We start from the raw sequence: 23,503 nt of genomic DNA, 5'->3' as shown, positions 1-23,503 counted from the left end.
TCTTACCGTTGCAGTCATGTCGCGCTTAGTCAGGTTCACCGTCGTCCTGTTGACGTGTGCGCTTGCCCTGGTCATCGGCGGTTGCTCTGCGGATAAGGACAGCGGTCTCAAAGGAGTGGCACTACCGTCTGACTTTCCGACCGATCAGGTCCCGCTGATCGACGGCACTGTGCTGAGTGCTTCTGGTGCTGCGGGAAAGGGATGGTCTGTGACGGTGCAGGCTCCCGCGAGCGACTCGAACGTCCTGGACTCCGCGGTCAAGAAGCTCACCGATGCCGGGTACACGGAGTCACAGCGGACATCGCAGAACGGGCAATCCGTGGTGGTGTTGACCGCGGACAAGAGTGGCACCACCTACTGGGTCAGCGCGGGTGTGACACCTGCTGCGGCGTCGGGCGGGTCGTCCGTGTTCTACACGATCACGACCAGCTGACCCGCACAGCCGATTCCCAGAGGGCGCGCAGTCGGGCGCAAGGCGTCGTCGGCACCGTGGACGGCACTGTTGATGCGATGTGAGCGCGTGCCGGAGGTCGGTGCTCGCTCACCGCGCACCCGAGATGAGGGAGAACCCCGCGATGTCCGCACCCACCACCCCCGAGAATTCGATCAACCCCGAGAACTCCGGCGGTCCCGCGAATGCTGCCGGCCCCGGATATTTCGAGAACACCGAGCGCGTGGGCGCCCGGGCCGCAACCGCACCCGTTCAGCCGCAGGTCGCAGGTCAGCCGCCGGTACAGGAGGGCGCAGAGCCGGTGACCGCGGGCTCGGCCGCGCGGCAGGTACCGCCGAAGGTCAAGAACGCGATCATCGCCGGCGGCATCGGGCTTGCCGTCGGCTTCGGTCTCCTCGGTTTCGGCGCGGGTTACGTCGTCGGCCACGACAACTCGTCCGGCCAGAGCCAGATGGGTGGCCCCGGCGGCAACGGTGGCGGCATGCCGGGTATGAACGGCGGTGGGATGGGGCAGAACGGCGGTGGGATGGGGCAGAACGGCGGTGGGATGGGGAGCAACGGGCAATCACCGTTCGGACAGCAGGGCCAGGCGCCCAACGGTCAGACGGGTCAGCTTCCCAACGGCCAGGCGCCCACCGGGCAGCTTCCCGGTGGCCAACAGGGTCAGACCAGCCAGCAGGGTCAAACCGGCCAGGCGGGCACACAGACTAGTTGATCGCGGCTGTTCGCCGGGCGGGCCGTGCGGCGACCGATCATTCCTTACGACGGTCGGCGTAGGCGCGTAGGTTCTCGACCTGGGCAGCGTCGAGCGACGGTCTCACGCGTTTCCGCGCGTCGGCGACGTCGTCGGCAGTGACGGTCGCCGCGTCGATGTCCCGGCGCATGGCCGCCAGCGCCGCCTCGCGAAGCAGTGCCGAGCAGTCGGCTGCCGAATAACCCTCGAGGTCGTCGGCCAGCGCGTCGAGGTCGATACCGTCGGCAAGCGGCACCTTGCGGCCCGAGGTCCGCAGGATGTCGGCGCGCGCCTGTGCGTCCGGCGGCGGCACGAACACGAGTCGCTCCAACCGACCCGGGCGCAGGAGTGCCGGGTCGATGAGGTCGGGCCGGTTGGTCGCGCCGAGGACGACGACATCCTGTAGCGGTTCGACGCCGTCGAGTTCGGTCAGCAGCGAGGCCACCACGCGATCGCCGACACCCGAGTCCGTCGACTGGCCGCGGCGCGGTGCGAGGGCGTCGACCTCGTCGAGGAAGATCAACGAGGGTGCCGACTCCCGCGCCGCGGCGAACAGGTCGCGCACTGCCTTCTCCGACGAACCGACCCACTTGTCCATCAGTTCGGCACCCTTGACCATGTGAACCGAGAGCATGCCCGACGCCGCGAGTGCACGGACCACGAAGGTCTTGCCGCACCCGGGTGGCCCGTAGAGGAGTACGCCGCGCGGTGGTTCGACGCCGAGTCGGGTGAAGGTGTCGGGATGCTGGAGCGGCCAGAGCACGGTCTCGGTCAGCGCCTGTTTGGTCTCGGTCATGTCGCCGACGTCGTCGAGCGTGATCGATCCGACGGCCACCTCGGGCGTCCGAAGACGTGAAACCGGACGGATGACGTCGAGTGCGCCGACGAGGTCGGCGTCGGTCAGTGTGGGTGCCGTGTCCGTCGAGCTTGCCCTGGCCGCAGCGCGCAGTGCCGCCTCGCGCGCGAGGGCCGCGAGGTCTCCCGCGACGAAACCCGGCGTCCGAGAAGCGATGTCATCGAGATCGAGCGCGCCGTCCGTGGGTACCCCGGTGAGGATCACGCCGAGTATCCGAGCGCGACGTGCAGCGTCCGGCAGGCCGATGACGAGCTCCCGGTCGCACAGGTCGGGTCCGCGTAGACGTTCGTCGAGGCCCGCAGGTTCGGCACTGGTCACGATCAGGGCGAGGTGGTCGGGCTGCGTACCACCGGCGTCGGCGGTGACCGGCGGCGCGATCGCAGCACGCAACTCGTCGAGGATCAGTGTCGAGACCGGTTCGGGTTCGACGGGCAGCAGCGCGTCGACGTCGGTGATGAGCAGTACGCCCGACCCGGTACGACGAAGGTTTGCGATCGCATCGGTCACCGCTCGCAGGCGCGCCGATGCCTCCAGCGAGCCGACAGTTGGGCCGTCGATGGTGGTCAGTGTTCTTGCGGCACAGACGGATCGGACCAGTGTGGCCTTTCCGGATCCCGCCGGACCCGAGATCAGCACGCCGAGACGTGGTGTGGCGCCGAGAGCACGCAACACCTCGGGCTCGTCGAGCGTGATGTCGAGCCACTCGGTGAGCTTCGCGACCTGCGTGTCGACCCCGACCAGCTCCGAGGCCGGCCGCACGCCGTGCCCCGGTGACGGGATGCCGGGCAGCGTCGTACCCCAGCCCCGCCCTGACCCGCCGACGGCACCGGGTTTCCCGCCGAGGGCACCGGGATTCGCGCTGACGGCACCGGGATTCGCGCTGACGGCACCAGGATTCGCGCCGACGGCACCGGGATCAATGCCGAGGGCATCGTCGGATCCGCCATCCGCCCAGAGCACAGCGGTAGAGGGTTGGACGCTGACGGGCGAGACCGGGGCGGTGGCGGTCACGGTCAGCAGCTCGTTGGTCCACGTGATCCCGACCGACAGCGTCAGCGCGCGCGTCGTGGCGCTCGCGGTGAGTTCAGGGCCGAGGTCGCGCGGCAACAGCGAGACCGCGTCGCCGACCGACAACACCTTTCCGAGCAGCGCGCGTCGCAGCGTCGCCTCGTCGACGCCCCTGCTTGCGACTGCCGAGCCTGTCACGATCACCCGTGACGCGCCGGAGACCGTGACGGCGGAGATGACCACCGACGCGTTCTCTTTGATGCCCGCATTCGAGAACGTGATGTCGTCGAGCAACAACGTGCCGGTGGGCGTTCCCGACGGTGCTGCGGCGACCACGGCCGCGGTCACGCGTGCGCCGGTGATCGACACCGCGTCCCATTCACGTAATCCCAATGCGGTCAACGCCTCGGGATGTGCGCGGACGATGCCCCGACGCGAGTCGGCGGCGGACGTGTTGAGGCGCGCGGTCAACGACAATTGCGCGCTCACCGGCTACCCCCGGTTCCCGAGTCGTCGGTTGCCCCCGCCCCGGCCGCGGGAGGCTCGCCGATCGTCGTCTCCGGGATCGTCCCTGCTCCCGGTTTGTGCAGGCCGAGCCTGGCGGTGGATTTCCGCGGCGGCAGTACACGTCGGGGCTGGCTACGTGCGATCGCCCGACGTTCGGCTCGACGTTCGGCCGGCAGCGCGTCCCAGTGCTCGGGCCTGGCTTGTACCCAACGCCGACTGCGCCACGCGAATGGGATATGTGCGACGTAGGCGGCAACCAACACGATCATCAACACGTACGGGTAGGTCAACAGCAGCGCAGCCCCGATGGCCACGAGGATCAGCAGTCCGGCGAGCATCCGCGGATGCACCGACGATGTCTTGAGCGATGCCGTCGGGATGCGGCTGACCGCCATGAGCGCGACGATGATCAGCCAACACCCCACGATCAGCGGTGACGTCCACCAGCCGTCGCCGAACTGCTGGGCGAGACCGATCGGGAGTAGTGCGACGAGTGCCGCAGCCGGCGCGGGAACTCCGACGAAGAAGTCGCGGGTGTAGCGCGGAGCGTCGGTGTCGTCGAGCAATGTGTTGAACCGAGCGAGGCGCAGCACGATCGCGCAGCAGTAGATGAGCGCGAATCCCCAGCCCAGGTCGTGCCCGCGGAGCAGGTAGAGATAGACGATCAGGGCGGGAACCACGCCGAAGTTGATGGCGTCGGCGAGTGAGTCGATCTCGGCGCCGATCTTGGTGGTCGCCCCCATGAGTCGGGCCACCCGCCCGTCGATTCCGTCGAGCAGGGCCGCCGCGACGACGAGTGCCATGGCGAGGTTGACGTTGTCGTCGATGACAGCACGCACCGCCGTCAGGCCCGCACAGATCGCGAGAATCGTCAGCGCCGACGGCACGAACATGCGGCCGGCGGCCGCTTGGCGTCTCAGGCTTCTCTGCTCGACGTCCGACTCGGCGCGATTCGGTGTGCGACGACGCGTCGATCGGATCGACGGATTGCGGTAGTGCAGCGGCGTGCGGTCGACACCGACTCGATTGGTGTTCGGCATGTCACCCGCCGTCGCCGACAGGTGTCGTCCCCGACCCACCGAGTACCGCGAGCGGGGTCTCGGCGCCGACGGTGCGCTGCCCGATCAACACACGCTGCTGCGTGTTCGGTGGAAGGTAGACGTCCACGCGCGAGCCGAATCTGATGAGCCCGTACGTGTCGCCTATGGCGAGGTGGTCGCCGACCTCGGGCTCGCACACGATGCGACGTGCGAGCAGACCGGCGATCTGCACGACGGCGATGTCGGTGTCGCGCGGGGAGGGGTCGTCGGGCGAGGGTGTGCCGTCGGGTCGCAGCACCATCGTGGTGCGCTCGTTCGCCGAGCTCGCCTCCGGAAGGTCGGCCGAGACGAACGTCCCCGGCGTGTGGGTCACCGACAGCACCGTGCCGCCGATGGGCACGCGCTGCACATGGACGTCGAAGATCGACAGGAAGGTCGACACGCGTGGCCGGGGCTGTAGTCCGAGGCCGGACTCCGGTGGCGGGACGGCCTCGTCGACGAGGCTGACGATTCCGTCGGCCGGGGCCACGACCACGCCCGCCTCGGTCGGCGGTACTCGTGAGGGATGTCGGAAGAATGCGGCGCAGGCACCGGCCGCAGCGGTTGCCGGTACGGCTACCCACCGTCGCCGTCGCCCGGCGAGCGCCACCGCCGACGCAGCCGCCACGAACGGCAAACCCGCGGGATGGATCGGGGGAAGGGTCTCGCGCGCAAGGGCGAGTAGATGCGTCGGGGTCAGGCCGGAGCGCAACGGGCCGTCGGATTCGGTTGCCGGATGTTGCGCTGATGCGTCCGGTCGCGGGCGCCTGGCCACCTGATCATCCTCCCGGGTCGGTCGCGTCGGGCTTGTCCGTCGCGTCCGTTCAGCTTAGCGACGCCCGACCCGGCCGACTCGACGCAGCCACTCTCAGAGAACGACGACGTCGACGACCGAACCGGCAGGCAACGACGTGACCTCGGCAGGGATGTCGATGAGGGCGTTGGCCCCGGCGAGATATCGCAGGTGATGTGAGCCGGGGGGCCCGATCGGCTCGACCACGGGTGGGACGTCGGACGCATCGTGTACGACGACGCCGCGCAGAAACTGTCTCTTGCCCTCCGGCGAGCGGACGTCGGAGCCGAGCCGGGCGGAAAATCCCGGCCGGTGGGCGGGCAAGCCCATCGCCGCGCGCAGCGGAGGCCTGATGAACACCTCGAACGACACCAGCGAACTGACCGGGTTTCCCGGGAGTGTGATGATCGGAACCGGACGCCCGGTCGGGTCACGGTGATGGCCACACCCCTGCGGCATCCCGGGCTGCATCGCGACCTTCACGAACTCGACGCCTCCGTCAGTGCCACCGAGTGCGTCCTTGACCACCTCGTAGGCCCCGGCGCTCACACCGCCGGACGTGATGATCAGGTCGGCGTCTGCCGACGCCTCGTCGAGGCGCTCGAGGAAGTCGGTGACGTTGTCGGCGACGAAGTGCACATGCCGCGCTCGTCCGCCGGCCTCGGTGACCGCCGCGGTCAGCATGGCGCCGTTGGACTCGTAGATCTGCCCGTGCCGCAGGGGTTTTCCCGGTTCGACCAGTTCTGATCCGGTCGAGAGCACTACGACGCGTAACTGGCGTGCCACCTCGACGTCGGCGATGCCGAGTGCCGACAACAAACCGATCTGCGCGGCGCCGAGCACCGTGCCTGCGGGGAGAGCGATCTCACCTCTCGCGATGTCGGAGCCGGCTCGACGGATGTGCTTGCCCGCGTCCACGGCCGAGGTGAACCCGACCGTCGATTCCGCCGCGGCGTCGACGGCGAAGTCGCCGTCGGTGAGCTCGACCTGCACCACGGCGTCAGCGCCGTCGGGCAGCGGTGCGCCGGTCATGATCCGCGCCGCCGTGCCCGGCGCGAGTGTCACCCGCCCGGTACGGCCGGCGGGGATGTCGTCGGCGACGGGCAGCCGGATCGGATCGGTCGGCGTTGCGGTCGCGATGTCGGCCGCGCGCACCGCGTAACCATCCATCGCGGAATTGTCGAAGGCGGGCATCGCGAGGTCGGCAAGGGTGTCGTGGACGGTGGGCATTCCCAGCGCGTCGGGGACTGCGACCCGGACTGCTTCGGGTGGTCCGAACAACTCCCACACGATCGAACGATGGTCGGCGACGGAACGCATCAGCTCAGCATGCCACGCGAATCGGACGCCGATGAAGCAGCTGTGTCGGTGGGGCGTTCCCCGCTCTGCGCTCGCGCTCGACCCGCACTAGATTCGGAGCATGGCGCTGGGTCTGCTGCTCGACATCGACGGGGTGATGGTCACCTCGTGGCATGCGCTGCCCGGCGCCGTCGAAGCGATCGAGGATCTCGCCGAGCGTGGGTATCCGCGAATGTTCTTGACCAACACCACCTCACGATCTCGTTCACAGATCGCCGAGGCGCTCGCCAACACTGGATTCGACGTCGAGCCGCACGAGATCCTGACCGCGGCCAAGCTCACCGCCGAGTTTCTCGCCCGGAACTATCCGGGCAAGCTCACCTGGGTACTCAACGAGGGGCCGATCGCCGAGGACATGACCGGTGTCCCACTGACCGACGACCCGGCAGAGGCCGAGGTCGTCGTACTCGGGGGCGCCGGTCCGGTTTTCACGCACTCCGCTCTGTCGACCGTGCTGGAGAAGATGCTCTCGGGTACGCCGGTGGTGGCGATGCACCGGTCCATGATCTGGTCGACCGAGCGGGGGCTGTCGATCGACACCGGCGTGTACCTCGAGGGTCTGGAGAAAGCGTCGGGCCGCAAGATCCGTGCGATCGGCAAGCCGTCACCGTTGGGATTCCGCGCCGCGGTCGAGTTGATGAATCTCGAACCGACCCAGGTGGTGATGGTCGGTGACGACATGCACAACGACGTCCTCGGAGCCCAGGCGTCTGCGCTGATCGGCGTGCTCGTCCGGACCGGAAAATTCCGTGAGGAGGCCCTGCGGGCGCTGCAGCGCGACGAGTTCGGTCCGGTTCCCGATCACGTGATCGGCTCCGTCGCCGACTTACCGGCCCTCATGGAGAAGCTCGACGGCTCGTGAGGTGCACAGTCGACGCCAGGGGGCGCCCACTCGACGCCAGGGAGTGCACAGTCGACGCCAGGGGGCGCCCACTCGACGAGTGACCCCGCCGACTGTGCGCTTCTGGTCGTCGACTGTGCGCTTCTGGTCGCCGACTGTGCGGGTCAGGCAGCCCGCACGGAGCTCGACTCGGCCGCGCGCTTGATCTTGCCTAGCGTCTCGGCCATTCCGACCTTGAGTTCTTCCTCGAACGAGTCGGCCCCGCCGAACACGGCGTCGACCAGGGTGGACGACACCTTGGTTGTCTTCCCGCCCGCAGCTTCCCGACGCTCGGTCACCGTCACGCCGCCGGCCTTGTTCGGTTCGATGGTGTAGCTCCACACCGTGTGGTTCTCGGCGACGCGGAACCCGATCTCCTGATTCGGTGCGAACCGCACGACCTTCGCCGTCGTCGGCCAGACGAGCGGTCCGCGACGGTTGATGTTGATGGTGCGGGTGCCGAGCTTGACCTGGCCGCCGAGGATGAACATCTTTGCGCACTGCGGGCTCCACTCGCCCATGCGGGCGAGGTCGGAGATCACCGCCCAGACCTGAGCTGGCGTCGCGTCGACGTCGATGGACTCTTCGAGCAGTGCGGCGGTCATGGTTCCCCCGGGTTCTGTGGTGGCGGCAGAGAAGACCGGTCGACGGTGTCGCCGGTCACAGGTCTGCATCACCCTAGAACGCCTATTGTCGGACAGTCAATAAGCGCTCACACGATCAGCACGGTGCCGAACACCGCAGCAACGCCGACGAAGACCGCCGCCGAGATCCAGCCCGCCGGATGTGTGTCGTTCTCGAGGAGGATCGTCCCGAGCTTGCCGGGGGTGAGCCAGTCGATCAGTACGAACGACCACATCATCACCGCGATGGTCAGCACCACGTAGGCGAGCGAGTAGAGGAGTGCCTTCCACAGCACCATGCCTGCGGTGTCGACGACGGACGCGACGAGGACGAACGAGATACCGACGACCATCGACGTCGTGAGGATCATCGCGTTGCGGTTGTTGTCCACCCAGACGAGCTGCCGAAGCCGCCCCGGTGTCACCAGATCGAGGGCGCCGAAACCGACGACCAGCAGGGCAACACCCATGATGCTGAACGACGCGCCCCAGGCCAGATTGTCGCCGAACACTGCGTCCACCTGTGATCTCCCCTCGTCGCCGACGCGTGGTCGGTGAGGTACTCAGAGGTGCACGCGGGCGCGACACCCACGAGAACCCTAACCCGCGACGACGTCGGCGAGTCCGAGGTTGTGCCGCAGTGTCCCGCCGGGGTAGGCGGTCCGGTACACCCCGAGGTCCTGGAGCTCTGGGATCACCTCGTCGACGAAGCGGTCGAGTCCGCCCGGAGTGAGGTGCGGGACCAGGATGAATCCGTCGCTCGCGTCGTGCTGGACGAAGCGGTTGAGCTCGTTCGCGACGGTGCGCGCCGATCCGACGAACGCCTGACGGCCGGTGACCTCGATGATCAGTTCGCGCGTGCTGAGGTTCTTCGACTCCGCGAGGGCTCGCCAGCGAGCTGCGACGTCGCGGGGATCCTCGCGGATGCGCACACTCGCGCGGCCCTTGGCGATGGTGTTCTCCCCGGGCAGGGGGTCGACGGTGGGCAGGGGGCCGTCGGGATCGTGGTTGCTCAGGTCGCGATTCCACAGCTGCTCGAGGAACTTGATCGCGGTCTGCCCGCTCACCTGCGCGAGCCGGATCTGGTGGGCGAGGTGGGCCGCGTCCTCGTCGGTGTCGCCGACGACGAACGTGGCCGCGGGCAGGATCAGCAGATCGTCGGGGCTACGTCCGTACGCCGCGAGACGCCGTTTCACGTCGGTGTAGAACGTGCGGCCCTCGTCGAGTGTGGAGTGCCGCGAGAAGATCGCGTCCGCGCGTGCCGCGGCGAACTCGCGCCCCTCGTCGGAGTCTCCCGCCTGGAAGATGACCGGACGTCCCTGAGGGCTCCGCGGCACAGGGAACGTCCCGCTGACGTCGAACTGCGAGTCGACGCGTGCGAACCGCCCGGCCTGCGGTCGGCGCAGGAACTCACCCGACGAACGGTCGGCGATCACGTCGTCGTTCTCCCACGAACCCCACAGCTCGACGGCGGTCTCGAGGAACTCTCGAGCCCGCACGTAGCGTTGATCAGCCGCGAGGTATCCGCCTCGGCGGAAGTTCTCGCCGGTGAACGCATCCCACGAGGTCACGACGTTCCAGGCTGCTCGACCGTCGGACAGGTGGTCGAGGGTCGCGAATTGTCGTGCCACTTCGACGGGTTCGTTGAACGTCGAGTTGATCGTGCCCGCGAGTCCGAGATGCTCGGTGACCGCCGCGAGGATCGTGAAGGTGTCGGGTCTGCCGACGACGTCGAGGTCGTAGATCTGTCCGTTCTGTTCCCGCAGTCGTAGCCCCTCCGCGAGGAAGAGGAAATCGAACAGCCCGCGTTCTGCTGTCTGCGCGAAGTGGGTGAAAGACGAGAAGTCGATGTGGCTTCCGGCGGCGGGGTCACTCCAGACGGTCGTGTTGTTGACCCCGGGAAAATGTGCTGCCAGGTGAACCTGTTTGGTCATCGGACACCGCCTCCGACGGCTGCGCGTGCATAACGGTTGGCCGGGCGCACGAGTCCCTGCCGGTCTCTGAGGCTTTGTGGGCCTGCAGGATTCGACGCCGCGTCCACGACGAGGCTGCGACGGAGGAGTTCGGGCGCCAGGTCGTCGGCGATGCGAGCCAGATCGTGGGTGATCGCTGCCGGATGCAATCGGATTCCCGACGGTCGGCCCCCCAGCTCGTTGCGCTCCTCGATCAGGTCGGCCAGTCCGGTGGCGGTGCCGACGAATGTCTGCGTTACGTCGTCGAATTCGGCACCGAGCCAGTCGTCGTAACACGCACGACGGTCCGACGCCGCCTGCTGCGTGTCGTCGAGGTACACCACGAGATCGTCGTAGCGGCGCAGACCCTCGCGGTCACTGTCACCGGCTGTCGTGTCGGACGCCGCGCGGTCCTCGGCATTCGGAAAGAACCCGATGTCCGCACTGCCATCGAGGAATTCACGCGACGACCGCTCGCCGGCGGACGCCGTCGCCGCGATGGGAGGTCGGCCCTGCGGTGGCCGCGGTGTGATCGACGGCCCGCGAACAGCGAAGAATTCGCCGTCGAAGTCGATGTGGTGCACCCGATCCCGGTCGATGAAGCGACCGGTCGAGGCGTCGCGGATCTCGGCGTCGTCCTCCCACGAGTCCCACAGCCGACTGAGCACCTCGGCGTAGTCGGCGGCTTCGCGGTGTAGCGCAGACCTGTCCGAAATCGTCTCCGCATCACGCCGTCCGAACAGCCGGACGTTGTCCGGACTGTCGTCGACGGCCAGCAGGACTCCTGCGCGACCGCTGCTGACGTAGTCGAGCGTGGCGATTGCCTTCGACGTGTGGAACGGCTCGCTGTGCGTGACCGTCACGGTGGGCAGGAGACCGATCCGCGTGGTCAGCGGCGCGATGCGCGCCGCGACCAGCACGGTGTCGAGTCTGCCGTTGACGAGGTCCGTCCGCACCGGCCGACCGCTGGTCGACAGCTCGTGGGGAAGCGGAGGCCGTACCCCGAAGCCGTCGTCGAGGGTCACGAAGTCGGCACCGGCGCGTTCGGCGGCGACAATGGCCTCACGCCAGTATCGCGCGGTGAACAGTGCGTCGGGGCGCGCCTCGGGGTCTCGCCATGCGGCCGGATGTCGACCAGCGCCTTGCAGTCCGATGGCCAACGACAGCGACGTTGAATCACTCACGAGGAGTCCTAACGGCTGCGTCGCCGGCACATCTTCCCGACCGGCGGTCAAAAGATCAGCGTGAGTGCAACGGTTCTCCGTACCGACGAACGGGTGCTTACTGGGAGATCGCGGCTCGAAGACCGTTGGGCCGCACCAGACGGGAAGACGACCTGTCGGGGATCAAGCCATGGGAGTGACGATGAGTTGGTTGTCCAGGGTGAGCGCGGTGTCGCAGCTGGTCGACACGCACCATCAGATGCTGTTGCGTGCAGCAGCAGGTCTCACCCCCGAATCGTCTGCTGCGATGTACGCGTGGTCGGATGACTCCGGCGTCACGTCCGCTCACGGGTACGACGGTGCCACCGCTCTGTCCACCCGCGAGACGGGCCGATGAGCACGGGACGGGCTGCGCCGCTGCCGCTCTCGGTCCTCGACCTCGCCCCGATCAGCGCGGGCTCGTCGCCCGTGGAGGCGATCCGCAACAGCATCGCACTCGCACGCGCGGTCGAGGAATGGGGCTATCGGCGCTTCTGGCTCGCCGAGCACCATTTCGTCGCGGTGGGTTCGTCGTCGACTGCCACCCTGATAGCACTGGTCGCTGCCGCGACGCAGTCGATCCGGGTGGGTAGCGCAGCGGTCCAACTCGGTCATCACAGCAAGGCATCGGTCGTCGAGGCCTTCGGGACCGTCGACGCCGTCTTTCCCGGCCGCCTCGATCTCGGACTCGGCCGCTCGGGGCAGCGTCGTACCGAATTGCTCGACGCCGCACGCACACCCACGGCGCAGCGGCCATCCGCGGAGCCTGAACGTGTCGTCGACGGGCTACTCCTTCCGCAGCCGTTCGCCGCCGCGGAGGTACTCTCGTCGCCCCTGATCGGTGCCACTGCAGCAGCGCTGGAGTTCGACGGTGCGATCCAACCCGATTTCGGTGACGCGGTTTGCGACGTCCTGGCATTCCTCGACGGCGGACTTCGCGTCGGCGACGTCGAATTGCATGCAGTGCCCGGGGAGGAGGCCGACGTGCAGGTCTGGGTGTTCGGCAGTAGCAAGGGCCAGAGCGCCCAGGTCGCCGGTGCCGAGGGGCTGCCGTTCGTCGCGAACTATCACGTGAGTCCCGCAACCGTTCTCGAGGCCGTCGATGCCTATCGTGCGCATTTCCGGCCTTCGGGGCGGCTGTCGCGGCCGTACGTGGTGGTGTCCGCCGACGTGGTCGTCGCTGACAACGACTCGGCGGCAACACATCTCGCGTCTACCTACGGCCACTGGGTGCACGACATCCGCACCGGTCGCGGGGCGCAGCCCTATCTCGATCCGACGACAGCGTCGCCGCTCACGGCCGAACAACGCGCTGTTGTCGACGACCGGATCCGCACCCAGTTCGTCGGATCGCCGTCGACGGTCGCCGAACGGCTCGACACACTGGCCCGGGTGACCGGCGCCGATGAACTGGTGATCACTAGTGTCACATACGATCTCGAGGACAGGCTGCGCTCCCACCAGCTCCTGGCAGCAGAATGGGGGCTCACCGACTCGAGTCGGTGAACCCCCACGCCGCCACGCTCTGACGGTCAGCTCAGTTGACCGTCACCATCTCGTACTCGCCGAGCCTGCTCGCGAGAGCGCTGACGTGTTCGTCGGCGTCGCCGAGCGTGCGTGATATCGCAGTGAGACGTGCGACGTAATGTCCCACAGGGTATTCCGCGGTCATGCCGATGCCGCCGTGCATCTGGATGGCCTCCTGGCCGACCTTGCGTGCGGAGCGGCAGATCTGGAGCTTCGCACGGCTGTAGACCGACGGATCGTCGACACCGTCGTTCAGTGATGCCGTCGCGTACAAACTCATGCTGCGCGCCAACTCGAGTGCCACGTACACGTCCGACGCACGCTGTGTGAGCGTCTGGAACGTCTTGAGTGGAACCCCGAACTGCTTGCGTGACTTGAGGTAGTCGGTCGTCAGTTCCATTGCACGCTCCATCGCGCCCACGGCCTCGGCGCACTGGGCGGTCTGCGTGAAGATCTCCGCATAGGAGAGCGCAGCGGACTGGTCACCGTCGGCGAGTTCGACGGCTGGGGTGCCCGCGAACGTGACCCGCGCGCCACGACGATCGTCGTAGGTGCGGAAACCGTCGACAGTCACCCCGGACGCGTCGGCGTCGGCGAGGAACAGTCCGACGGTTCCGTCCTGACGTCGGGCGCTGACCACGAACTTCTGTGCCACGTCGCCCGCGAGGACGGGATACTTGACGCCCTCGAGGGTGACTCCGTCGCTCGCGCCGGTCGCCGTGGTGGTGACCCCGGCTGCGGGCCAACGATCTTCGGGCTCGGCGTGTGCATATCCGAGCAGCAGTCTTCCCTCCGACACCTCGGTCAGCAGACTGGTCCGGCGATCACCCGACGCGACGCGGTCGATGACGACACCAGGAAGCAGCGCGCCGTACAGGACAGGCTCCGGCGCAAGACTCCGCCCTATCTCGCCCATCAGTGAACTGACCTCGACCGGTCCCGCGCCCGTTCCGCCGGCATCCTCGCTGAACGGCAGCCCGAGAATGCCGATCTCGGCGAGCGACGCCCAGATCGAGGGCGACCATCCGCTCTCGGTCTCCGAGACCGCGCGGATCTTCTCGATGTCATAACTCTTGAACACGCTGCGGACGGTGTCGCGCAGCAGTGCCTGCTCTTCGGTGAGCTCGAAATCCATTGTGTTACTCCAGGTTCTGCTGGGCCGACTACAGGCCGAGGATCGACGACGAGATGATGCTGCGCTGTACCTCCGACGACCCTCCGTAGATGGTGACCTTGCGGTAGTTGAGGTACTCGGGTACGGCGAGCTGGGCCCATTCCGGTGTCCCGACGCCGGGTGCGTCGACGGCAAGGCCGCGCGCACCCGCGACGTCGGCGAGCAACTCCGTCGCCGACTGCTGCAGTTCGCTGCCGCGCAACTTGACCAGCGACGAGATCGGGTTGGGCTTGCCGTCTGCCGAACCGGCGACGACGCGCAACTGGGTGACCTCGAGTGCGAGCAGTTCGGTCTCGAGTTCTGCCAGGCGTGCCGCGAACAGCGGGTCCTCGAGCAGAGTGCCGTTCGCGGTCTTCGTCGCGGCGGCGAGTTTCTTGGCCTCGGCGAGCTTGGTCTTGGTCCAGCCGACGCGTGCGATGCCGGTGCGCTCGTTGCCGAGGAGGAACTTGGCGTAGGTCCAGCCCGCATTCTCCTCGCCGACGAGGTTCTCGACGGGCACCTTGACGTCGTTGAAGAACACCTCGTTGACCTCGACGCTGCCGTCGATCAGCTTGATCGGGCGCATCTCGATTCCCGGGGTGTCGAGGTCGATGAGCAGGAAGCTGATGCCTGCCTGCTTCTTCACGTCAGGGTTGGTGCGGACGAGGCAGAATATCCAGTCGGCGTACTGCCCGAGGGTGGTCCACGTCTTCTGACCGTTGACGATGTAGTGGTCGCCGTCGCGCACCGCCCTGGTCTTCAGCGACGCGAGGTCGGAGCCCGCCTCGGGCTCGGAGAAGCCCTGACACCACCAGATGTCGAGGTTGGCCGTCGCCGGGAGGAACCGCTCCTTGATTTCCTGTGAACCGAACGTCGCGATGACCGGGCCCACCATGTTGACGTTGAACGTCAGCGGATCGGGGACGAAGTTCAGGCTGAGCTGATCGTGGTAGATGTTGCGCTGGATGGGGGACCAGTCACGGCCACCCCACTCCTTCGGCCAGCCCGGCGTCGCCAGGCCATCGGCGTTGAGAATGCGCTGTGTGGTGACGATGTCGTCGGGCAGGTTCAGCGTGCCTGCTGCTGCACGCTGACGGATCTCCTCGGGGATCTTCGTCGTGAAGAAGCTCTGGAGTTCTTCGCGGAACTTCTGTTCATCTGAATCGAACTTCAAGTGCATGTAACCAGTCTTACCCTTTAGCACCTGTCGTGCGAAAGTACGGGCACGATGGTTGGCGCCCGATCGTGCCCTAGTCGTGCGATCCGGCGGAGGCTGACGTGGCCGTCGAGAGTTTGCGGTTGTCCGGTAGTTCGGCCGTGTCAAGCGTGCGGGAGTAGTACTCGCGGAACCTGCCGCCGGTCTCGAACGTCGACAGGATGCGCATCGCATTCGACTCGACGTAGTTGAAGCTGAACCTCGCGGCAAAGATCGTGAGAGTGAGCACGACGGCAGCCGAACCGATGAAACCGCCGATCCCGAGGTCGCCAGGGAGCAGTACACCCACCCACCGTGCGAATCGCATGAGTGGTTCGTGCAGCAGATACATCCCGTAACTGAACACGCCGAGTGCGACCAACGGTCGCCAGGTCAACCACCGCGGTACCTGACCGGTCGTCATCACGATCGAGGAGATGAGTGCTGCTGACGCCACTCCCAGTGCGAGGCGCCACAGTTGGTCGGAGGTGTTCAGCGGGTCGCGGAGCGTGGCGACCAGGACGAACACGCCCAGCGCTCCGAGGGCGAGTGATCGACGAACCCACGCGCTCCGCAATTCGACGCCTCCTGCCACCGCGACCGCCAAGGCCATGCCCATGGCGAAGATGGACATCATTCCCAGTGGGCCGAACCACACACTCCAGCGGTCGTGCGAATAGGTCCGCACAGCCCACATCAGATAGACGACGCCCGCGACAGCGAGGACCGCTGGGAATGCCGACATCCGTGCGATACGAATACGGGGCGAATGGCTCTGGATCGCCCATGCCGTGGCGAGGGGCGTCACGATCGCCATGAGAACGTAGAAGTGGAACTCGACGGCGAGCGACCACGCGGGGCCATCGGTCCAGAAGATGTAGCGGTCGCTGTAAACGTGCAGCATGGACATGTGTAGCAGGAGGTCCTGCCACGTCCCTGGAAGCCGGGTGTTGGTTGCTGACCACACGACGAGCACCACGATGAAGTACAGCGGTAACAGACGCACGATTCGGCGCAGCAGCATGTCCTTCCACGTCGTCGAATTCCTGCCCGCCATCGCGGCGCGGGCGGCAGGCAAATACAGCACGAATGCACTCAGGACGAAGAACACCGTCACCGACGCGTCTGCGAACACTTCGAGCGTGTGATTGAGGCGGACCTCACCATCGCTCGGATGGGTGATGGTCAGCAGTTGGTTGCTGTGCACATGCGTCACGATCACCACCATGGCCGCGATCGCGCGCACCGGATCGAGCGGGAACCGTCGGCGGTGGGCCGGGGCGACCGGATCAAACCGTGCGACGAAGGGTATCGCACTCCTGGGTGACCGATGACGAGCGAAAGCTGTTGCGTCCGTGGTTGTATGCTGGGTCATGCGAGGCTCCTGTCGGCGGTCACAGGTGCGGTCACCGCGCCTGCGATGATCTGGCGATGTGGCGCCACACCGGTCGAGCCCGACTGCGGATCACCGGCTGTCGACGGTACGAATGCCCGCATGGTCCCTCGAGGAGTGACATGCCATTCGTGTTCTCCCATGATCTCTTTCACCTGTGCGACGCGTGCGACGAGGTTCTTCCACTCGTTGTAGATCGGAGACGCGATGAGCAGATACCAGACGAACCACCACTTGCGTTCTCGTACCTCCGGCACCGAGAGCCGCCAGGCGAACATGATCTGGATCGGTCCGGCGGCCAGCGTGTACAGGGTGGTCAACAGGAACAATGGCGACGACCATGACAGGCTCCCGTCCCGCCACCAGAGGAAGGCGAGTACTCCGATGATCATCGGTGAGATCCACGGGTAGACCTCACGCCACGCGAACAGCACGAACATTCCGAGCCGTTGACGCACACTCACCGAACGGCACGTCATCGCCGATGGGAGTTGGCGCATGGACACCTGAAACCAGCCCTGTGCCCAGCGCATCCGCTGCCGCCACAGCGCAGAGAGCGTGACCGGGGCGAGTTCTCGACTGATCAGCCCGGGATCGCTGACGATACTGGCGCCGGTGAGGATCGAGCGGATGGACGCGTCGATGTCCTCCGTCAACCGGTCGACCCGCATACGCACCCGGCGAAGCGTTGTCGCACGCCAGTAGCCATTCGAGCCACCGAAGATGCCGAAGTCGTGCAAACTGCTACGTCCTGGATGGCTGACCGCGTAGATCTGCTCGAACTCGATGGTCACTGCACGAGCGATGAGCGAGTCGTCTCCGTTGCGCACCACACAGTGGCCCTGCACGACATCGGCGCCGTCGGCGATCCAGTGCCATGCGCGAGTAAACGATCCGGGGACGGGATGATGATCGGCATCGAAGACACCGATGAACTCGCCGCGAGCGATCTGCAACGCCGCGTTGACATTCTGCGCTTTCGACGTGCTGTCACCTACCTTGAGGATCTCGAGCTCTGGGTGGACTCGCACCAGCTGTCGTAGTTGCGCTTCCACCGGGAGCTCTACTGGGGAGTTGTAGGCGAGAATCACCTGTAGCTCACCCGGGTAGTCCTGTCCCAGGACGTGTGCGAGTGTCTCGACGATGGTGTCCGCCTCGTTGGGGAGGTAAGCCGCAACGATGGCTGTCGCCACTGGCGGCCGGGTCTCCGGAGTCGGTGGCAGCGTCATCGGCGTCAGTGCGTGTAGCGATTCCGTCCAGATGAGAATTGCGGTGAAGGCAAGGGCCACAACGACTCCGACGTAAAACAATGTCGCGCTGTCGAAGCCGAACGCATAGGTCAATCGCATGATCAGGAACGGTCCCACAGTGCTGAGGCAGAGCACTGCGATTATCTGCAGCGGAAGGCGTAAGCGAGATGGGAGGAGCGTCCAATGGTGTGCCGTCCGTTGCGGACCGAGGCATACCAGATCGCGCCGGGTGAGTGACTGCTGAGCGGATTTGGCAGTGGTGGAGGCTATTTCAATTGCACGGTCGGCCGTGATCGTGTCCGGAATCCGGGAGTAGCCCGCTCCCAGGTCTACCCGATGAGTGCTGCCGTCGGTGAGCGACCACGGGACATTGGTCAGTGAATCGCAGATCGACGTGACTCGTGTGCGCAGTTCACGAGCGTTCTTCGCCGACATCAGTGCCACGACGATGTGCTGCTCGGTGTCGACCCACACGTTCTCCAGGTGAAGCAGGCTCGCTGCCACCTCGCTGCGCAGTCCCTGAGCCAGCGCGCGGAGCAGGGCTGGGTCGCGCAGTGTGCCGTACTCGTCGTGGTCACCGGGAGTGAGGACGACGAGGAACCGCGGGCGTTCCCGTTTGTGGGAGTCGGAGACCACCGGTTGGCCCAGATGTGAGACCAGTGCCTCGACGACTTCGATTTCGGACTCGTCATCAGCGGGCCGATGATGGTGACGCGGCGGGCGTGCAAGCTCCGGCGGGGCCGGCATGGCATGGCTTGCCGGTGGCATCGCGACGGACGTCGCAGGTTCTTCGGGCATGGCGGATGGCCTCCGGATGAGTTGGAACTCAGCGGTTTCAGGGATGACGACGCTTCCGGGATGACAACGTTTCCGGGATGACAAGCGGAGCGCAGTGCGGACGGTCATCGGCATGTCTCGTTGGCGATGACGGACCAAGAGGGGGAGTAGATCGTGTGTGCCGATCGGCGTTGACCGTGGTGGCGGTCGCGGGTGGCCCCCCACGTCCCGTGGCTCGAGATTAGCGTTCATCAGACGCGTGTGCCATCAGGACTTGGTCGTATCGGACGAACGGAGGACAGAGCGCGTATACGCGAGTTACATTAGACGCCAGTATTTTTCGTCCGTCGAACGAAGGTCGTCGTCTGGACTGCGACGGTCGACCTACTGGGCGCTTTCGAAATACGCTGTGTGACAGCTTGTTCGGTGATCGACCTCGCGTTGGTGGTTCATCGGATTGCGGCGCTCACCTCTGGCGCCGTACCCGCAGGGGTGATCTGTCGATCCGTGCTGGCGCAATGTGATTGCGCTCACTCGCCTTCTTGGCCCCGCCTGCGCCGAGTCCATGCGGTGACGCCCGCGCCGAGCACCGTGACGACGAGTACGTACGCCACGTAGCAGACGACGGTTTCCTGTAACCCGATGTGCGACACAACGAGCCCCGCGATCACAGCCGGCACGCTGAACGCGATGTAGCTCGTGATGAAGACGGCAGAGAAGACCTGCCCCCGCTGATGCGGTGGCGTCTGATCGCTGATGCTGTCCAGCGCGCCGAGGAATGTTCCGGCAAAGCCCGACCCCGCGATGATCGACCCGATGATGTAGAGCGGGAGCAGCGAGGTGAGCACACCTGCCAGGGAGATGATCGCGCCGCCGGCGAGTGCCGGGTAGCCGAACGTGAGCTTCGTATCGGCACCCCAGGCTGTGATGGTGAGGGACGTGACCGCGCCCGAGGCGAAGAACACGAACAGGACTGCACCGGCGGCGCCGTGGTTGGCGATGCCGAACACACGTGCCACCACCGACGACCCGAGGGAGAGATAGAGGCCTCCCATCGACCAGGTGGCCACGAACGCGGGGATCGCCGTCAGGAACAGACGCTGCAGGGCCGACGGCACCGACGCCTGGGGGACGAGGGTTCGCCACATATGGCGGTGCGAATCGAATCCGACGCGTTGTGACGTCTCCGGGACGATCAGAAGTGCGACGAGCAGGATCGCGAATGCCGCGAGGGTCAGCTCGTACACCAGAAACCTCGGCTGGGGCGCGTACTGAACGAGTATTCCGGCGACGACGACGCCTCCCGCGAGTCCGACCGTCGGTCCGGCTCCGGTGATCGCCGAACCGAGGCGCTGGGACGGTTGCATGTCGACGACGGTCGCGGTCAGCGTGCCGATCGCCGCGCCGGTTGCCAGGCCCTGCAGTGCGCGGGCGGCGATCAGGAGTCCGACGCTGTCGGCGACGACGAACAGCACCATGCTGGCGATGAGTAGGACGAGGGCCACGGCGAGGACTGGCCGTCGTCCGATGTGATCGGAGAGTGAGCCGACCGTGAGCAAACTGACCAGCATCGTCGCCACGTAGACCGCGAAGACGACGGTGAGGGTGAACGGCGAGAAGTCCCACAGCTGTTGGTAGACGGGGTACAGCGGTGACGGCGCCGCGGAGGCGAAGAGCACCGTGATCATGGTTGCCGTGACGATCCAGAATGCGCGGTGGGGGTGCAGCGGACGAGCGCCGCGGCGTCGTCGAGTAGCGGTTTCCGCTGTGGCCGTCACGGTGCCTCCTAAAGCAATCCCGATTGCATTAAGCTCAATGTATGTGGGGCTTGCCCTAAAAGCAACAAACTTTGCAATAATGGTCGCATGGCTGGAACGTCGCAGGCAACCGCTCACACGCACGGCAAGCGCCCGGGTGGACGCAGTGCCCGTGTGCAGAGCGCGGTGTACACGGCGGTCGGTCAGCTCGTCGGTGGCGGTGAACGCGAGACCATGACCATCCCGCAGGTCGCAGAACTCGCCGGAGTGAACCCCACCAGCATCTACCGCAGATGGGGGACCATCGGCGACCTGCTCGAAGAAGTCGCGGTGGCTGCGCTGACGCAGGGGGAGGAACTGCCCGATCACGGCATACTCGCCGATGATCTCGGTGACTGGTCACGCATCATCGCTTCCGACATCGCTCGGCCGAAGCGCCGGGCCTATCTGCGTGCGATGGCGTCGGCACGTGACGGCATCGTCGAAGCGTGTCCGTGCTGGGAGATCAGGCGGGAGCAGGCGACGCGGATGATCGAGCGCGCCGCTGCGCGCGGAGAACAGACGCCCAGTGTGCGGCAGGTACTCGATCACATCATCGCCCCGCTCTACCACCATGCGGTCTTCGCGCTGCCGATCGACGACGACTACGCCACCGACCTCGCTGCAGATGTCATGGCTATGGTGCGGTGAGTAGACGCACCTGAGACCGGTTCTGTCGGTCCTGCTCTGCGGGCCGCCCTCCATGACTAGGCTTCGGCCCATGCAGCATGTACATGCCTTCCGCGACGACGCGCTCGGCGAACTCGACGGGGTGGGTGTCGGCGCGGCCATCGCGGCAGGCGAGATCTCGGCGGTCGAAGCGGTCGACGCCGCGCTCGATCGCATCGACTCGGTGAATTCCGCGCTCAATGCGGTCGCCTTCGACGACCGTGAGCGCGCCCGCAAGCGCGCCGTCGATGCCGACTTCGGAATGGGCTCCTTCGCCGGTGTCCCCTCGATCGTGAAGAACAACACCGGATTTGCAGGGATACCGACGCGCAACGGTTCTGCTGCGACGCCTGATCGATCAGCGACGGAGACCGAACCACTCCTCGAGCAGTTCTGCTCGACCGGCGTCAACGTTGTCGGTGCATCCACCCTTCCGGCGTTCGGGCTCACTGCGACAACGGAATTCGTGGACAGAGAGCCGACGCGCAATCCGTGGGACACCGATTACTCCTGCGGTGCGTCATCGGGCGGATCGGCGGCGCTGGTCGCCGCGGGAGCGCTGCCGATCGCTCACGCGAACGACGGTGGCGGTTCGATCCGTATCCCTGCGGCAGCATGCGGTCTGGTGGGATTCAAGCCGAGCCGTGGTCGGCTGCTGTTGACGGCGGAATCCGAGCAGATGCCCATCGATCTCATCGCCAACGGAATCGTGAGCCGATCGGTCCGGGACACCGCGCACTTCCTCGCCGATGCCGAGAAATTCCACCCCGCACGAGATCTCCCGGGAACTGGACTGGCCGACACTCCCATTCGTCGTCGCCTGCGCGTCGCGATGATGACCGAACCGATCACCGGACAACTTCTCGACCGCGACACCGAGAATGCGGTCGCGAGCGTCGCCCAGCTACTCGAGTCACTCGGCCACGGCGTCGAGCATGTGCCGGTTCCGGTGGACAGGCGCTACGTCGACGACTTCACCGAGTACTGGGCGCTGTTGGCATTCTTCATCGACCACTTCGGAAAACGTTCCTACGGCAAGGAGTTCGACCGTTCGAAGCTCGACGCATTCACGCTCGGGCTCTCTCGTAAGTACCTGCGTCGGATGTGGCACACACCTTCGATGATGCGCGCGTTGAAGCGATCGACCACAGCATTCCGAGAGCTGTTCACCCGATTCGACGTCGTGCTGTCACCGACGCTCGCGCACACCACCCCGGAGATCGGATACCTCGATCCCGCAGGCGACTTCGACGTCATCTTCGATCGACTCATCCGCTATGTCTCGTTCACTCCCATCAACAACACCTCCGGTACACCCGCCGTCAGCCTGCCGCTCGCGCAGTCGTCGACGGGCCTGCCGATCGGCGTGCACTTTTGTGCCGACCTCGGCGACGAGCGCACACTGCTCGAGCTGGCTGTCGAACTGGAGGCGGCCTGCCCGTTCGCGCGAATCCAGGACGTCCGCTGAATCGAGTGTCGAGATCGCCCGTCCGCCGATCACACGAGACCGCCGGGCACTCGAGTGTCTCGAGTACCCGGCGAGCTGTCACCGTCGAGGTCAGTGCGCCACAGCCTTTTCCGCGCCGATACCGGTGAGGGACCGTACCTCCATCTCCGCGTTGCGTTCGGGTGTGCCGCGGTCCTTCGGAGCAGTGAGGGTGCCGACGATCCCGAGCAGGAACGCGATGGGTATCGCCACGATGCCGGGGTTCTCCAGCGGGAACCACGCGAAGTCGGAACCGGGGAGCATCGATGTGGCCTTGCCCGACACCGCAGGAGAGAAGATGATCAGGATCAGCGTCAGCCCGAGTCCGCCGTAGATGCTCCACAGCGCGCCGCGCGTGTTGAACCGCTTCCAGTACAGCGAGAACAAGATCGTCGGCAGGTTCGCCGCCGCGGCGATCGCGAACGCGAGTGCGACCAGGAATGCCACATTCTGCCCGTTCGCCAGGATGCCGAGAACGATGCCCAACACGCCGAGCGTCACCGCCGCCACCCGGGACACGCGAACCTGGTCGGCCTCGCTTGCCTTGCCGCGCTTGATGACACTGCCGTAGATGTCGTGCGCGAACGACGCTGATGCCGTGATGGTCAAGCCGGCCACCACCGCGAGGATTGTCGCGAAGGCGACAGCGGAGATCACTCCGAGCAGCACCACACCGCCGAGTTCGAAGGCGAGCAACGGTGCCGCGGCGTTCTCCTTGCCCGCAGCGGACATGATGCGATCGGGACCGACGATGGCTGCGGCGCCGTAACCGAGGACGAGGGTGAAGAGGTAGAACGCACCGATCAGTGCGATC

At 66.2% G+C, this 23,503-nt stretch carries 21 protein-coding genes; 7 read left to right on the top strand and 14 right to left on the bottom strand.

Features of this window, described 5'->3' with window-relative positions:
- Positions 1-16: 16 nt before the first annotated feature.
- Together GOOTI_RS18685 and GOOTI_RS18680 are read left to right on the top strand one after the other, a co-directional pair.
- The gene (locus GOOTI_RS18685; RefSeq protein ID WP_007240180.1) at positions 17-433 is read left to right on the top strand and encodes a hypothetical protein; all 417 of its coding nucleotides are present in this window, start codon (positions 17-19) and stop codon (positions 431-433) included.
- 142 nt (positions 434-575) lie between these two features.
- Positions 576-1,166, top strand: a complete 591-nt coding sequence (locus GOOTI_RS18680) for a hypothetical protein (RefSeq protein WP_174299158.1) — start codon at positions 576-578, stop codon at positions 1,164-1,166.
- 37 nt (positions 1,167-1,203) lie between these two features.
- Here the strand turns inward: GOOTI_RS18680 and GOOTI_RS18675 are convergent, their stop codons facing one another.
- The 4 genes from GOOTI_RS18675 to moeA form a co-directional block, all read right to left on the bottom strand.
- On the bottom strand, positions 1,204-3,537 hold the full coding sequence (locus GOOTI_RS18675; protein WP_007240178.1) for an AAA family ATPase: 2,334 nt from the start codon (positions 3,535-3,537) through the stop codon (positions 1,204-1,206).
- Positions 3,534-4,595 carry a CDP-alcohol phosphatidyltransferase family protein gene (locus GOOTI_RS18670; protein WP_007240177.1) on the bottom strand — a complete coding sequence of 354 codons (1,062 nt, stop codon included), beginning with the start codon at positions 4,593-4,595 and terminating at the stop codon, positions 3,534-3,536. The genes GOOTI_RS18675 and GOOTI_RS18670 overlap by 4 nt, the downstream gene beginning before the upstream one ends.
- Before the next feature lies 1 nt (position 4,596).
- Positions 4,597-5,409 carry a phosphatidylserine decarboxylase gene (locus GOOTI_RS18665; RefSeq protein ID WP_007240176.1) on the bottom strand — a complete coding sequence of 271 codons (813 nt, stop codon included), beginning with the start codon at positions 5,407-5,409 and terminating at the stop codon, positions 4,597-4,599.
- Positions 5,410-5,502: 93 nt separating this feature from the next.
- The gene (gene moeA / locus GOOTI_RS18660) at positions 5,503-6,747 is read right to left on the bottom strand and encodes a molybdopterin molybdotransferase MoeA (protein WP_007240175.1); all 1,245 of its coding nucleotides are present in this window, start codon (positions 6,745-6,747) and stop codon (positions 5,503-5,505) included.
- Between the two features lie 100 nt (positions 6,748-6,847).
- On the opposite strand from moeA, the gene GOOTI_RS18655 reads away from it, so the two are divergent.
- The gene (locus GOOTI_RS18655; protein ID WP_007240174.1) at positions 6,848-7,648 is read left to right on the top strand and encodes an HAD-IIA family hydrolase; all 801 of its coding nucleotides are present in this window, start codon (positions 6,848-6,850) and stop codon (positions 7,646-7,648) included.
- 143 nt (positions 7,649-7,791) lie between these two features.
- Here GOOTI_RS18655 and GOOTI_RS18650 read toward each other — a convergent pair whose 3' ends face one another.
- From GOOTI_RS18650 to GOOTI_RS18635, 4 genes are all read right to left on the bottom strand, one after another.
- Positions 7,792-8,271, bottom strand: a complete 480-nt coding sequence (locus GOOTI_RS18650; RefSeq protein WP_007240173.1) for an SRPBCC family protein — start codon at positions 8,269-8,271, stop codon at positions 7,792-7,794.
- 107 nt (positions 8,272-8,378) lie between these two features.
- Positions 8,379-8,810 (bottom strand): DUF350 domain-containing protein, encoded by a 432-nt coding sequence (locus GOOTI_RS18645; protein ID WP_007240172.1) that lies wholly within the window; start codon positions 8,808-8,810, stop codon positions 8,379-8,381.
- A 78-nt stretch (positions 8,811-8,888) separates the two neighbouring features.
- Entirely contained in the window at positions 8,889-10,223 is a 1,335-nt protein-coding gene (locus GOOTI_RS18640) for an NtaA/DmoA family FMN-dependent monooxygenase (protein WP_007240171.1), read from the bottom strand.
- Complete coding sequence (locus tag GOOTI_RS18635; protein ID WP_007240170.1) at positions 10,220-11,425, bottom strand: LLM class flavin-dependent oxidoreductase; 1,206 nt, start codon at positions 11,423-11,425, stop codon at positions 10,220-10,222. The genes GOOTI_RS18640 and GOOTI_RS18635 overlap by 4 nt, the downstream gene beginning before the upstream one ends.
- Before the next feature lie 181 nt (positions 11,426-11,606).
- Here GOOTI_RS18635 and GOOTI_RS18630 point away from each other — a divergent pair, with 181 nt between their 5' ends.
- Positions 11,607-11,801, top strand: coding sequence for a hypothetical protein (locus GOOTI_RS18630; RefSeq protein ID WP_039994342.1), 195 nt, complete (start codon positions 11,607-11,609; stop codon positions 11,799-11,801).
- Positions 11,798-12,949, top strand: coding sequence for an LLM class flavin-dependent oxidoreductase (locus GOOTI_RS18625; RefSeq protein WP_007240168.1), 1,152 nt, complete (start codon positions 11,798-11,800; stop codon positions 12,947-12,949). Before GOOTI_RS18630 ends, GOOTI_RS18625 begins: the two co-directional genes overlap by 4 nt.
- A 31-nt stretch (positions 12,950-12,980) precedes the next feature.
- On the opposite strand, the gene GOOTI_RS18620 is transcribed toward GOOTI_RS18625, so the two are convergent.
- The 5 genes from GOOTI_RS18620 to GOOTI_RS18600 all read right to left on the bottom strand — a co-directional run bounded on the left by GOOTI_RS18620 (position 12,981) and on the right by GOOTI_RS18600 (position 20,516).
- On the bottom strand, positions 12,981-14,105 hold the full coding sequence (locus tag GOOTI_RS18620) for an acyl-CoA dehydrogenase family protein (RefSeq protein WP_007240167.1): 1,125 nt from the start codon (positions 14,103-14,105) through the stop codon (positions 12,981-12,983).
- Between the two features lie 28 nt (positions 14,106-14,133).
- Positions 14,134-15,303, bottom strand: a complete 1,170-nt coding sequence (locus GOOTI_RS18615) for an acyl-CoA dehydrogenase family protein (protein ID WP_007240166.1) — start codon at positions 15,301-15,303, stop codon at positions 14,134-14,136.
- Positions 15,304-15,373: 70 nt separating this feature from the next.
- On the bottom strand, positions 15,374-16,693 hold the full coding sequence (locus tag GOOTI_RS24805) for an acyltransferase family protein (protein ID WP_007240165.1): 1,320 nt from the start codon (positions 16,691-16,693) through the stop codon (positions 15,374-15,376).
- Entirely contained in the window at positions 16,690-18,759 is a 2,070-nt protein-coding gene (locus GOOTI_RS24800) for a glycosyltransferase family 2 protein (RefSeq protein ID WP_169315830.1), read from the bottom strand. Before GOOTI_RS24800 ends, GOOTI_RS24805 begins: the two co-directional genes overlap by 4 nt.
- A gap of 509 nt (positions 18,760-19,268) precedes the next feature.
- Positions 19,269-20,516, bottom strand: coding sequence for an MFS transporter (locus GOOTI_RS18600; RefSeq protein WP_039994337.1), 1,248 nt, complete (start codon positions 20,514-20,516; stop codon positions 19,269-19,271).
- Between the two features lie 87 nt (positions 20,517-20,603).
- On the opposite strand from GOOTI_RS18600, the gene GOOTI_RS18595 reads away from it, so the two are divergent.
- Both GOOTI_RS18595 and GOOTI_RS18590 read left to right on the top strand, forming a co-directional pair.
- On the top strand, positions 20,604-21,185 hold the full coding sequence (locus tag GOOTI_RS18595; RefSeq protein WP_007240162.1) for a TetR-like C-terminal domain-containing protein: 582 nt from the start codon (positions 20,604-20,606) through the stop codon (positions 21,183-21,185).
- 70 nt (positions 21,186-21,255) lie between these two features.
- Positions 21,256-22,671, top strand: a complete 1,416-nt coding sequence (locus GOOTI_RS18590) for an amidase (protein WP_007240161.1) — start codon at positions 21,256-21,258, stop codon at positions 22,669-22,671.
- Between the two features lie 90 nt (positions 22,672-22,761).
- Here GOOTI_RS18590 and GOOTI_RS18585 read toward each other — a convergent pair.
- Positions 22,762-23,503, bottom strand: a 742-nt coding sequence (locus GOOTI_RS18585) for a solute symporter family protein (protein WP_007240160.1), incomplete at its 5' end; no start/stop codon positions are given.

This window comes from Gordonia otitidis NBRC 100426, assembly GCF_000248075.1.
Taxonomy (GTDB): domain Bacteria; phylum Actinomycetota; class Actinomycetes; order Mycobacteriales; family Mycobacteriaceae; genus Gordonia; species Gordonia otitidis.
This window is presented reverse-complemented; position numbering and strand designations above follow the sequence as displayed.